The sequence below is a fragment of the Streptacidiphilus neutrinimicus genome, from assembly GCF_000787815.1.
Classification (GTDB): Bacteria; Actinomycetota; Actinomycetes; order Streptomycetales; family Streptomycetaceae; genus Streptacidiphilus; species Streptacidiphilus neutrinimicus.
The window spans coordinates 84,208-96,995 of the sequence record NZ_BBPO01000003.1; the positions used below are offsets into that span (position 1 = coordinate 84,208).

A 12,788-nucleotide genomic window follows, 5' to 3' on the forward strand; every position below is an offset into this window, starting at 1 on the left:
GCCGCCCGGCCCGGGCAGCGGGCCGACGCCACCGTTGCGGGCCCGCTGCCGGCACCCCGCCACGTCGAGGGCCGACGTGGCGGGTAGGCGATGGCCCTCGGCGTGGCGCCGGGGTGGCGCCCGGGGTGGGCCGGTCTGGGCGGCTCAGAGCTCGGTGAGCAGGCCGTCGTGCTCCTCGTAGCGGGCCCCCGTTGCCGGGCAGGTCCAGAGGCCTGGGTGGGCCGGGGATTCGGTGAGGCGGGAGCCCTCGCGGCCGACCCAGGCGATCCGACGGGCGGGGACGCCGGCCATGAGGGCGAAGGGTGGGACGTCGCGGGTGACCACCGCGCCCGCGGCGATCAGGGACCAGCGGCCGATGCGGACGGGGGCCACGCAGACCGAGCGGGCGCCTACGGACGCGCCCTCCTCGACCACGACGGCCACGGCCTCCCAGTCCTCGCCGCGCTTCAGCCTGCCGTCCGGGGTGACCGAGCGGGGGAAGTGGTCGTTGGTGAACACCGCCGCGGGACCGACGAAGACGCCGTCGCCCAGCACGGCCGGCTCGTAGACCAGGGCGTGGTTCTGCAGCTTGACGCGGTCGCCGAGCCGGACGCCGGGGCCGACGTACGCGCCGCGGCCGATGATGCACTCCCGGCCGAGCACGGCCTTCTCCCGGATCTGCGCGAGATCCCAGACCGTCGTGCCGTCGCCGACCTCGGCGGAGGGGTCGACCTGGGCGGTGGCGCGGATGCTGACGGATTCGCTCATGTGCGGTCTCTCCCAAGAAGGACAAGAAGGAACGGTGCGCGCCGGGTGGTCAGGAACGGCTGCTCTCGTCCCGCAGCCAGGTGGCGAAGTCGCCCGCGCGGATCGCGCGGCGCGCGGCGCGTCGGGCCAGGACGGCGGTGGCGGCGAAGACGACGACGGAGGGCAGCAGGCGCGGTTCGGCGCGCACCAGCGTGCGCAGGTCGCCCAGGCTCGTACGAGCGCTCGCGGCGCTGTCCCCGTGCGCCGGTGTGCCGCTCCTGCGCTGGTGGTGCTCCAGTTGCACGGTGGAGGTCATCGCACGAATGCGACGACGCATCAGATCCGGCCAGTTGCGCGGGGGCTGGACGACCACGCGTGCCTCGGGCACGACCTGTCGCTCCTCGGGGCGGAATGCGAGGGAGAAGGCCAGGTCATCGGCCATCAGCTCGGGCAGCGCGACCAGGCGCGCGTGGCCCTCCTCGGAGACCGCCACCACGCCGCGCCCGAACAGTCCTTGGCGGACCGTCGGCAGTCGCAGCCAGACCCGGTAGAAGGCCCGCACGCGCCAGTCGCTGGCGTCCAGCGGCAGCTCCCGCTCCGGTGCGGCGGCGAGGACGCCGGGGGTCCGCAGGGCTGCCGCAACTCGGCGTGCGTCCGTGCCGGAGAGGACCACGTCGGCGTCGACGTAGAGCCGGGGGAATCCCTTCGCGTGTTCGTCGCCCGCCCTCAACGCGCGGTGCTTGGACGGCTGTTCGAGCTCGACCACGCGCACGGCCGGACCCCGCGAGCGGGCGGTCTCCGCCGTGGCGTCCGTGCAGCCGTTGCAGACCACGACGATGTCGAGCCCGTCCGGGCCGCCGGCCAGCAGCGCGTCGAGGAGGCGGCCGACGACCCGCTCCTCGTTATGGGCGGGGATGACCAGGCTGATGTCTTCACGAGTCTCGTACATCACATACGCAGTATGGCCAGAACTTGCGGCACGAGAATCACGAAGTATCCGATTCTTTCCCGTTGTTGTGCCTGCATGCTCTAGATTGCTGCGCGAGCGCCGGTAAGGCGGGGGTTTACCAGCCCTTGACCTATTCCGTACCCAGGGGGGTTGGGGGCCGACGCGCACGGCCCTTGGGCTTCGGCACCACTCTTGCACGACATCTTGTACGGCGACAGATCCAGCTGTTCGACCAGTTCGGATGCGACAACGCGAGCTGAGGCACGAGCCGGAATCCCGGGGGGGTGCATGATCGTCGGACCGATTACACACGGCCATCATCAGACCAATCGCACGCAGGGCAACGCACGACGCCGCCAGTGGCTGCGCACCTATCGGCGCACACTGCTGGCCGCTGACGGTCTGGCCGCCCTGGTGGCGGGCCTGTTGATCCATAGCGAGCACCGGCACTGGGCCCTGGTCCTGGGCCTGCCGCCGGCCTGGCTCTTCGCCATGGGCGCATACCGGGCCTACGACGCCGACACGCTCGGCGCGGGGCCCGAGGAGTTCCGCCGGGTGCTGCGCGGCGCCGTCGCGCTGCCCGCCGTCGCGGTCAGCTGCTACTGGCTGCTGCTGCGCGACGACGACTTCCTGCACTCCATGATGGTGGCGGCCGTCCCGGTCGCCCTGGTGGCGGTCGCCGTGCGGCTCGTCCTGCGACGACGGCTGCTGCAGCGGTTCGCCGCCGAGCGGCGGCACCGGGCCGCCGTCGTGATCGGCTCGGCCGAGGGGCTGCTCGAACTGCTGCCCCGGCTGGGCGGCGCGCCCACCAGCGCGCTGCGCGTCGCCGGGCTCTGCCTGACCGACCCGGAGCAGGCCGGAGTGCTCGGCCCCTGGGCCGAGCACGTGTGGGGCGGGCTGCACGAGCTGCCGAACGCCCTGCACGACACCGACTGCGGGGCCGTCGTCGTGGTCCCCACGCCGCAGATCGGCGCGGCGGACATGAGGCGCCTCTCCTGGAGTGCCGCGGCGGCCGGGGCCGACTTCCTGGTCGCGCCGCTGCTCACGGACGTCGCCGCGTCCCGGCTGTCGGTGCGGGTGGCCGACGGCATGGCGCTGATCAGCGTCCGCGCACCGGAGTTGGGCCGTGGCGCCCGCTTCCCCAAGGAGTTGCTGGAGCGGTCGCTGGCCGCCGCGATGCTGCTCGCACTCGCGCCGCTGATGCTGGCCGTCTCGCTGGTCGTCCGGATGGACAGCGCCGGTCCGGCCCTGTTCCGCCAGCGCCGCGTGGGCCAGTACGGCAACCACTTCACCATGTTCAAGTTCCGCACCATGCACACGGACGCGGAGCAGCGCAGAGCCAAGCTCGAACAGCTCAACCAGAACAGCGACGGACTGCTTTTCAAGATCAAGGCGGACCCGCGGATCACCCGGGTCGGCGCGGCCCTGCGCCGCTACTCGATCGACGAACTCCCGCAGCTGATCAACGTGGTGGCCGGACACATGTCGCTGGTCGGCCCGCGTCCCTCGCTGCCGGCCGAGGCGGACGGCTACACCAACGAGATCCGACGCCGGCTGTTGGTCAAGCCCGGACTCACCGGCCTGTGGCAGGTGAGCGGCCGGTCGGATCTCCCCTGGGAGGAAGCCGTCCGGCTGGACCTGGCCTACGTCGACAACTGGTCCCTCGCCCTGGACGCGGACATCCTGCGGCGCACCGGCCCGGCCGTGGTGCGCGGGACGGGGGCCTACTGATGCGGCCCACCGAGCACTCACCAGGACAAGGCACGGCGGCACAAGGCACGGCGACACAAGGCACGGCGGCACGAGACACGGCAGCGCACGGCACGGCATCCGGACCGACGAGGGGGACCGCCCAGGTGAAGCAGAGCGAAGCGCAGCGCGGCAGCACGGCGAAGAAGGGCGAGCGCAAGCCGCTCGGGGTCGCCGTCGTCGGGGCCGGCTACTGGGGCCCCAACCTGGTGCGCAACTTCCAGGGCAGCGAGCGGTTCCGGCTGCGCGCGCTGTGCGACCTGGACGTCGAGAGGGCCCGCCGGGTCCTCGGCGGTTACTCCACCGTCCAGGCCACCGCCGACCTCGGCGAGGTGCTCGCGGACCCGGAGGTCGACGCGGTCGCCGTGGCCACCCCGGCCGGCACCCACCTCGACGTCGCGCTCGCCGCGCTCAGGGCGGGCAAGCACGTCCTGGTGGAGAAGCCGCTCGCGGCCACCTACGCCGACGGCCTGCGGCTGGTCGAGGAGGCCGAGCAGCGCGGGCTCACCCTGATGTGCGATCACACCTACTGCTACACCCCGGCCGTGGCCCGGATCCGCGAGCTGGTCCTCGGCGGCGAGCTGGGCGAGCTGCACTACGTGGACTCGGTGCGGATCAACCTGGGCCTGGTGCAGAAGGACATCGACGTCCTGTGGGACCTGGCCCCGCACGACCTGTCCATCCTCGACTTCATCCTGCCCGAGCACGTCCAGCCGGTCGCCGTGGCCGCCCACGGCGCCGACCCGATCGGCGCCGGCCAGGCCTGCATCGGCTATCTGACACTTCAGCTCAGCACCGGCGCCATCGCCCACGTGCACGTCAACTGGCTCTCACCGACCAAGGTGCGCACCACCATGGTCGGCGGCGCCAAGCGCACGCTGGTCTGGGACGACCTCAACCCGGCGCAGCGCATCGCCGTCTTCGACCGCGGGGTCGACCTCGCCGCGCCGCAGGAGATCGGCGCGGAGGAGCGGCGGGACATGCTCGTCTCGTACCGCTCCGGCGACATGGTCGCGCCCGCGCTCGCCGAGCGGGAGGCGCTGCGCTCGATGGTCGAGGAGTTCGCCGACGCCATCACCACCGGCCGCGCACCGCTCACCGACGGCCGGGCCGGGCTGCGTGTGCTGGACATCCTCGAGGCCGCCTCGCGCAGCCTCGCCTTCCACGGCGCGGTCGTCGGCCTGCGCACCGGCCACTGAACGGCTCTATCAGAAACCAGAACCGGCAACACCTCATGAAGGAAAGCGACTTGGGCAGCGTACGCGGCAAGCGGATCCTGGTGACGGGCGGAGCGGGCACCATCGGCTCGAACGTGGTCGACCTGCTGGTGCAACAGGGGGCGGAAAGGGTCACCGTCCTCGACAACTTCGTGCGCGGGCGGATGGCCAACCTGGCCACCGCGCTGCCGAGCGGCGTCGTGGAGGTGATCGACGGCGACATCCGTGACGCGGACACCGTCCGCAAGGCCACCGAGGGCGCCGAGCTGGTCTTCCACCTCGCCGCGATCCGGATCACCCAGTGCGCGGAGGAACCGCGGCTGGCCAACGAGGTGATGGTCGACGGCACGTTCAACGTCCTGGAGGCGGCCGTCCAGGCGGGCGTGAGCAAGCTCGTCGCGTCCTCCTCGGCCTCGGTCTACGGGCTTGCCGAGAGCTTCCCGACCACCGAGCGCCACCACCCCTACAACAACGACACCTTCTACGGCGCGGCCAAGGCCTTCAACGAGGGCATGCTGCGCAGCTTCCACGCCATGTACGGGCTGGACTACGTGGCGCTGCGCTACTTCAACGTCTACGGGCCGCGGATGGACATCCACGGCCTCTACACCGAGGTGCTGATCCGCTGGATGGAGCGGATCGAGGCCGGCGAGCCGCCGCTGATCCTCGGCGACGGCACCCAGACCATGGACTTCGTCGACGTCCGCGACATCGCCCGCGCCAACCTGCTGGCGGCGGAGTCGGAGCTGACCGACGAGGTCTTCAACGTCGCCAGCGGCACCGAGACCAGCCTGCTCGGGCTGGCTCGGGGCCTGCTGGAGGCGATGGGATCCGACCTCGCCCCGGTCCACGGGCCGGCCCGCGCGGTCAACGGCGTGACGCGGCGGCTCGCGGAGATCGAGAACGCCGCCCAGCGGCTCGGCTTCCGGGCCGAGATCGACCTGCGCGCCGGGCTCGCCGATCTGGTCGCCTGGTGGCGCGCCGAGCGTCTGCGCGACGCGCAGGCCGCACAGGAGGCCGGCGCGTGAGCGCGGCGGAGGACCGGATCCCGGTCATGATCCCCTGGCTCGGCGAGGAGGAGGCGCAGGCCGCCGCCGAAGCGGTCAGATCCGGCTGGGTCGCTCAGGGGCCCCGCGTCGCCGCCTTCGAGCAAGCCTTCGCGGAGCGCGTCGGCGCCGGGCACGGCGTCGCCGTCAGCTCCTGCACGACCGCGCTGCACCTGAGCCTGGTCGCGCTCGGGCTCGGGCCCGGCGACGAGGTGGTCGTGCCCTCGCTCTCCTTCATCGCCACGGCCAACGCGGTCCGCTACGTCGGCGCGGAGCCCGTCTTCGCGGACGTGGACCTGGCGACCGGCAACCTGACGGCGGAGACGATCGCCGCCGTGCGCACCGAGCGCACCCGCGCCGTCGTCGTGGTCCACCAGGGCGGCGTGCCGGCGGACGTCGAGGGCGTGCGCAAGGCCTGCGCCCCGTGGGACGTCGCGATCGTGGAGGACGCGGCCTGCGCCATCGGCGCCACCGTCGCCGGCGGCCCCGTGGGCGCGGGCGCGCTGCTCGCCGCCTGGTCCTTCCACCCGCGCAAGGTGATCACCACCGGCGAGGGCGGCATGGTCACCACCGACGACGCCGAGGTCGCCGCCCGGCTGCGGCGGCTGCGCGAGCACGGCATGAGCGCGTCCGCCGCCGAGCGTCACGCCAGCCGCATGCCGGTCCTGGAGCAGTACCTGGAGGTCGGCTTCAACTACCGGATGACGGACATCCAGGCCGCGGTCGGCCTGGTCCAGCTCGGCAGGCTCGACGAGGTCGTGGCGCGTCGGCGGGCCCTCGCGGCCCGCTACGACGCGCTGCTCACCGAACGGCTTCCGTGTCTGCGACCGGTGCGCGACCCCGCGCACGGCACCACCACCTTCCAGTCCTACTGGGTGCTCCCGGAGGACGGCTGGCCCAAGGGCCGCGATGCGGTGCTGACCGGCCTGGCCGAGGCCGGGATCTCGGCGCGGCGCGGCATCATGGCCGCCCACCTGGAGCCCGCCTACGCGGACCACCCGCACGCCGACCTGCCGGTCACCGAGCGGATCACCCGCAACTCGCTGATCCTGCCGCTCTTCCACACCATGACGGAGCAGCAGCAGGACCGCGTGGTCGCGGCGCTGGTCCGGGAGGTTCCCGGATGAAGGGCCTGCTGATCGTGGGGGCGGGCGGCTTCGCGCGGGAGACCGCGCAGGCCGCGCGCGCCGCGCACGGCCCCGACGCGGTATTCGGCCACCTGGACGACGACCCCGCGCGGCACGGCACGGAGGTCGACGGGGCCTGGGTCCTCGGCGGCAGCGAGCTCGTGCACGCCCACCCGGACGCTCCCGTCGTGGTCTGCGTCGGCAACCCGCGGGACTGGGCCGGGCGCGCCCGACTGGTCCGCCGCCTCGCGCTGCCTGAGCAGCGCTACGGCACTGTGGTCCACCCCACGGCGGCGGTCGCCGACACCGCGTCCCTCGGCCACGGCACGGTGCTGCTGGCGCACTGCGCGCTGACGGCGGCGGTGCGCGTGGGCGCGCACGTGGCGGTCATGCCGCAGGTCGTGCTGACGCACGACGACACCGTGGGGGACTTCGCCACGATCGCCTCCGGCGTGCGCCTGGGCGGCGGCGTCGCCGTGGGCAGCGGCGCGTACGTGGGCGCGGGCGCGCTGGTCCGGGAGGGGCTGCGCCTGGGCGCGTGGTCCCAACTGGGGCTCGGAGCGCTGCTGCTGCAGGATCTCCCGGCGGGCGAGGTCTGGATCGGCAGCCCGGCGCGGAAGCTGCGCGCGGTTCCGGAACCGGTTCTCAGTGAGTTGCACGCCTCAGGGGCGCGAGGCTCTGCCGATCCGCGGCTCCGCCGTGTGGGCGCGACAAGCCACCCACCCACGTAGCGCACCGAACGAGCAGGGCCGTCCGCACAGGGTGGTTGATCGCGCAGTTCCCCGCGCCCCTGGATAGCGCAACTCCCCAATACGACAGGAGTACCGACCGATGGACCAGATCCACCTCGTCGACCTGGCCGCGGCGCATGCCGAGATCGCGGACGAGGTCCGTGCCGGGTTCGATCGCGTGCTCGCGCGCACCGCGTTCGTCGGTGGGGAGGAAGTCGCCGCGTTCGAGCGGGAGTACGCCGCGTTCGGCGGCGTGGCGCACTGCGTGGGCGTGGCCAACGGCACCGACGCGGTCGAGCTCGCGCTGCGCGCCGCAGGCGTCACCGCCGGGGACGAGGTCGTGCTGCCCGCGAACACCTTCATCGCGACCGCCGGCGCGACCGCGCGCCTCGGCGCGGTGCCGGTGCTGGTGGACTGTCTGCCGGACAGCTACCTCATCGACCCGGACGCGGCGCTCGACGCCGTCGGCCAGGCCACGCGCGCCGTCGTGCCCGTGCACCTGTACGGCCAGCTGGCCGCCGCCGCCGAGCTCGCCGCCGCGCTGCCCGCGCACGTCCGCGTGGTCGAGGACGCGGCGCAGAGCCAGGGCGCGAGCCGGAACGGGCGCACGCCCGGCTGTGGCGGGATCGCCGCGACCAGCTTCTACCCGGGCAAGAACCTGGGCGCCTACGGCGACGCGGGGGCGGTGCTCACCGACGACGCGGAACTCGCCGCCACGGTGCGGTCGCTGGCCAACCACGGCAGCACGGTCAAGTACCGCCACGACCTGGCGGGCTTCAACAGCCGCCTCGACGGCCTCCAGGCGGTGGTGCTGCGGGCCAAGCTGGCCCGCCTCGCCGGATGGAACCAGGCGCGCCGCGACGCCGCCGCCCGGTACGAGGAGTTGCTGGCGGGGCTCGCCGCCGCAGGGCGGGTCGTGCTGCCCGCCGCCGCGGAGGGCAACGAGCACGTGTGGCACCTGTACGTGGTGCGTGTTCCGGGCGCCGACCGCGACGCCGTCGTCGGCAAGTTGAACGCGGCAGGCGTCGGCGCGGCGATCCACTACCCGACGCCCGTGCACCTGACCCCGGCCTTCGCCCACCTGGGCCTCGGTCGAGGCTCCTTCCCCCAGGCCGAGCGGGCCGCCGAGGAGATCCTCTCGCTCCCGCTCCACCCGCACCTCACCGCCGACCAGCAGCAGCGCGTCGTCGACGCACTGGCCGGCGCTCTGGGCTGACGGGCCGCACCACCGCAGGACAGCACGACGGCACCACCTCGAGGAGAACTGGTCACGCGACGCCGGGAGGCGTCGTCATCCTGCGGACGACGTCAGGGCCCTGACGCCGCCTCCGCGTTTCGCCGCACCAACTGCTGTACCCCGGGGAAACCATGAAGAGCACCGTCCGAACCGACCGACCAACGCCCAGCCGACGTCGCATCCGCATCGGCCTGCTCGCCCTCCTGGCGACGCTGGCCGCCCTGCTCCTGCCGCTGACCGTGGGCACTGCGGCCCACGCCGTGACCGATCCGTGCGGGACCGGCTCCAATCCGATCGTCTGCGAGAACTCCAAGCCCGGCACGCCGATGTCCGACTGGTTCTCGCCCAACGCGTGGGGCGACATCCAGGGCTTCTCCGCCCAGGAGAGCGTGACGCCGGGCTCCACCATCCAGTTCAAGATCCAGTCGCCGGTCTCCTACCACGTGGAGATCTACCGGCTCGGCTACTACGGCGGTGACGGAGCGCGGGAGATGTCCACCGCGGCGCAGGCCGCGCAGACCTACCCGGCGAACTACACCACCAAGGTGGCGTCCTGCACCAGCAGCGCCACCACCGGGCTGGTCGACTGCGGCAGTTGGCCGGTCACGGCCAGCTGGACGGTGCCGAGCGACGCCGTTTCCGGTCTCTACATCGCCAACTTCGACCAGACCGACGGCAACGGCCTGATGCCCTACCCGTTCGTGGTCCGCGACGACTCCAGCCACTCGGCCCTGGTCGTGCAGACCTCCGACGAGACCTGGCAGGCCTACAACATGTGGGGCGGCCAGAACCTCTACCAGGGCAACGGTCCCGCGCCCGACGGCCGCGCCTACCAGGTCAGCTACAACCGCCCGTTGGACATCGGCGGTGACAACGGCGTCTACGGCTCCGAGTACGAGATGATCTCCTGGCTCGAGCAGAACGGATACGACGCCAGCTACGTCTCCGGGCTGGACGTGTCGACCAACGGTTCGCTGCTGCTGAACCACAAGGTCTTCATGTCCGACGGCCACGACGAGTACTGGAACCAGGCGCAGTACGACAACGTCCTCGCCGCCCGCAAGGCCGGCGTCAACGAGGCCTTCTTCAGCGGGAACGAGGTGTTCTGGAAGACCAGGCTCGCGCCCAGCGTCGACAGTACGAACACCCCGAACCGCACCCTGGTCTGCTACAAGATGACGAAGCTGGAGTTCCCCACGCCCGACGGCGTGCCGGACCCCAGCGGCGCCTGGACCGGCACCTGGATGGACCCGGCCAGCGCCAAGTACAACCAGCCCTACGAGCCGGAGAACGCGCTCACGGGCAGTCTGTTCCAGGTCAACGGGTACCGCAGCGACGCCATCACCGTGCCGGGCAGTTACGCCAAGCTGCGGATCTGGCGCAACACCTCCGTCGCGAGCCTCACGCCCGCCCAGACGGCCGTCTTCCCGACCGGCACGCTCGGCTACGAGTGGGACAGCGACGTGGCGGACGCCAGCCGTCCCAGCGGTGAGATCGACCTCTCCTCGACCACGGTGGACGTGGAGAACCAGACGCTGCGTGAGGACTGGGGCAACCTCTACGGCAACGGCAACGCCACGCACTCGCTGGTGGAGTTCCGCGATCCGACCTCGCACGCGCTGGTCTTCGGATCCGCCACCGTCCAGTGGTCCTGGGGCCTGACCAACGTGCCGACCACCGGCACGCAGACGTTCACCGCAGACGCCCGGATGCAGCAGGCCACCGTCAACATCCTGGCGGACATGGGTCTGCAGCCGGTGACGCTGCAGAGCGGCCTGGTCGCGGCGAGCGCCTCGACCGACACCGTCGGCCCCACCGCCACGGTGACCAGCCCGTCCGGCGGCAGCACCGTCCCGGCGCTCAGGCCGGTCACGATCACCGGGACGGCCGCCGACAACGGTGGGGGCGTGGTCGCCCGCGTCGAGGTGTCCACCGACGGCGGGAACACCTGGAACCCCGCCACCGGGCTCACGTCGTGGAGCTACTCCTGGACGCCGACCGCGCAGGGCTCGGCGCAGGTCCAGGTCCGGGCCGAGGACGACAGCGCCAACATCGGCGCCGTCACGACCCTGTCGCTCACCGTAGGTCCCCAGCAGTGCCCGTGCACCGTCTTCCCCGCCAGCGCCGTGCCCGGCACGGTCAACTCCGGGGACGGCGGCGCGGTCGAGCTGGGCGTCAAGTTCCAGACCAGCAGCCCGGGTTCGATCACCGCGGTGCGCTTCTACAAGTCCACCGCCAACACCGGCACGCACACCGGCAACCTGTGGACCGCGAGCGGCCAACTGCTGGCCACCGGCACCTTCACCAACGAGACCGCGTCCGGCTGGCAGCAGCTGAACTTCGCCTCCCCGGTCCCGGTCAAGCCCAACACCACCTATGTCGCCTCCTACTTCGCACCGAGCGGCGGCTACTCCTACGACGGCGGCTACTTCAGCAACCAGAGCGCGGGCCTGGCCCCGCTCACGGCGCCGCAGAGCGGCGGCGCGTCGGGCGGCAACGGCGTCTACCACTACGGCTCGACCAGCGCCTTCCCGTCGACCGCCTCGAACGGCAGCAACTACTGGGTGGACGTGGTCCTGGACACCTCGACGGCCAGCACCACGCCGCCGTCGGTGACCGCGCAGTCTCCAACGTCCGGGGCGACGGGCGTCTCCATCACCAGCCCGGTGTCCGCCACCTTCAGTGAGAGCGTCGACCAGAGCACGCTGACCTTCACCGTCAAGGACCCGAAGGGCAGCGCCGTGCCCGGGACGGCGGCGGTGACCTCCGGCAACGTGGCGACGTTCACCCCGTCGTCGCAGCTCGCCCTGAACACCGTCTACACCGCCTCGGTCCAGGTCTCCGACCTGTGGGGCAACGCCATGACGGCGCCGGTCACCTGGACGTTCACCACCAGCACCACCCCGCCCGCGACCAACTGCCCCTGCGCGCTGTGGCCCTCCACTGCCGTGCCGGGCACGCCCGACACCACCGCCGACCCCAACTCCCTGGAGCTGGGCGCCCGGTTCCAGGCCGCCGAGGCCGGCAACGTCACCGGCGTCACCTTCTACAAGGGCACCGGCAACACCGGCACCCACACCGGCAGCCTGTGGTCGTCCTCCGGGACGCTGCTGGCCACCGGCACGTTCACCAACGAGACCGCCTCGGGCTGGCAGACGCTCACCTTCGCCTCCCCGGTCGCGATCAGCGCCAACACCACCTACGTGGTCTCCTACCACGCCCCGCACGGCAACTACGCGGCCGACGAGGGGTACTTCAGCGGCGCCCACCTGGCCTACCCGCTGACCGCCCCCGCCGACGCGAGCGGCGCGCCGAACGGCGTCTACACCTACGGCAGCACGTCCGCGTTCCCGACCGGCTCGTCCGGCTCCGCCAACTACTGGGTGAGCCCGGTGTTCTCGCCGAGCGGGACCAGCGGGGTGGCCACCCGGACGGCGATGGCGGGCGCCGCGGCCCCTCTCACGGCGGCCGCGCCCGGGGGGCTGGTGCTCTCGGCCGCGCCGCTGTCCGGCTCCGGCAAGGGCGCGCACCCGACCGGCGCCAACCGGATCGTGGACGCGACCCACCCGCTCACCGCGACCCTGCCCGCCACCACCGATCCGGCCACCGTCGACGCGGACATCAGCACCACCCCGTCCGTCGGCGACTGGCCCGACGACGACAGCTACACCGCCGTCGTCGGCTACAACCCGGCCACCCACCAGGTCAGTCTGCGGCCCGCCGGGCCGCTGGCCTACGGCGTCGCGTACCGGATCACGCTCACCGCGGCGGACCAGCACGGGCACCAGGTCGCGGTCCGCAGCTGGCTGCTCAGCACCGGCTACCCGCGTCCGCACCTGCCGCACCACGCCGCCACCGGCACGGTGAACTTCCCGAAGTTCGCCCGGTTCGCCGACTGGACGCCGGGGCGGCTCGAGCCGGGCCTGATGCTGCCGATGTTCGTCTGACCGAGCCCGTCCCACCGTTCCCTTCCGTTCCGACCCACCGGGCGGCGGGGAGCCGGCCC

The 12,788-nt window shown here is 72.6% G+C and carries 9 protein-coding genes; 7 read left to right on the forward strand and 2 right to left on the reverse strand.

From position 1 onward, the window contains the following. Nucleotides 1–144: 144 nt before the first annotated feature. Complete coding sequence (locus tag TR48_RS03390; protein WP_042364329.1) at nucleotides 145–747, reverse strand: acyltransferase; 603 nt, start codon at nucleotides 745–747, stop codon at nucleotides 145–147. Between the two features lie 49 nt (nucleotides 748–796). Then, nucleotides 797–1,675, reverse strand: a complete 879-nt coding sequence (locus tag TR48_RS03395) for a glycosyltransferase family 2 protein (protein WP_042364330.1) — start codon at nucleotides 1,673–1,675, stop codon at nucleotides 797–799. Nucleotides 1,676–1,963: 288 nt separating this feature from the next. Between TR48_RS03395 and TR48_RS03400 the strand changes: the two genes are divergently transcribed. The 7 genes from TR48_RS03400 to TR48_RS03430 all read left to right on the forward strand — a co-directional run bounded on the left by TR48_RS03400 (nucleotide 1,964) and on the right by TR48_RS03430 (nucleotide 12,729). Then, nucleotides 1,964–3,406: an exopolysaccharide biosynthesis polyprenyl glycosylphosphotransferase gene (locus TR48_RS03400; RefSeq protein ID WP_084728736.1), complete on the forward strand. Its 1,443-nt coding sequence runs from the start codon at nucleotides 1,964–1,966 to the stop codon at nucleotides 3,404–3,406. A gap of 125 nt (nucleotides 3,407–3,531) precedes the next feature. Further along, on the forward strand, nucleotides 3,532–4,623 hold the full coding sequence (locus tag TR48_RS03405; RefSeq protein ID WP_042364331.1) for a Gfo/Idh/MocA family protein: 1,092 nt from the start codon (nucleotides 3,532–3,534) through the stop codon (nucleotides 4,621–4,623). Nucleotides 4,624–4,673: 50 nt separating this feature from the next. Beyond that, complete coding sequence (locus TR48_RS03410; RefSeq protein WP_236651989.1) at nucleotides 4,674–5,669, forward strand: NAD-dependent epimerase/dehydratase family protein; 996 nt, start codon at nucleotides 4,674–4,676, stop codon at nucleotides 5,667–5,669. Then, nucleotides 5,666–6,814 carry a DegT/DnrJ/EryC1/StrS family aminotransferase gene (locus TR48_RS03415; protein ID WP_236651990.1) on the forward strand — a complete coding sequence of 383 codons (1,149 nt, stop codon included), beginning with the start codon at nucleotides 5,666–5,668 and terminating at the stop codon, nucleotides 6,812–6,814. The genes TR48_RS03410 and TR48_RS03415 overlap by 4 nt, the downstream gene beginning before the upstream one ends. Then, entirely contained in the window at nucleotides 6,811–7,545 is a 735-nt protein-coding gene (locus TR48_RS03420; RefSeq protein WP_042364333.1) for a NeuD/PglB/VioB family sugar acetyltransferase, read from the forward strand. Before TR48_RS03415 ends, TR48_RS03420 begins: the two co-directional genes overlap by 4 nt. A 100-nt stretch (nucleotides 7,546–7,645) precedes the next feature. Beyond that, nucleotides 7,646–8,761 carry a DegT/DnrJ/EryC1/StrS family aminotransferase gene (locus tag TR48_RS03425; RefSeq protein ID WP_042364334.1) on the forward strand — a complete coding sequence of 372 codons (1,116 nt, stop codon included), beginning with the start codon at nucleotides 7,646–7,648 and terminating at the stop codon, nucleotides 8,759–8,761. Between the two features lie 152 nt (nucleotides 8,762–8,913). Further along, nucleotides 8,914–12,729 (forward strand): DUF4082 domain-containing protein, encoded by a 3,816-nt coding sequence (locus TR48_RS03430; protein WP_063770895.1) that lies wholly within the window; start codon nucleotides 8,914–8,916, stop codon nucleotides 12,727–12,729. Nucleotides 12,730–12,788 lie beyond the last annotated feature (59 nt).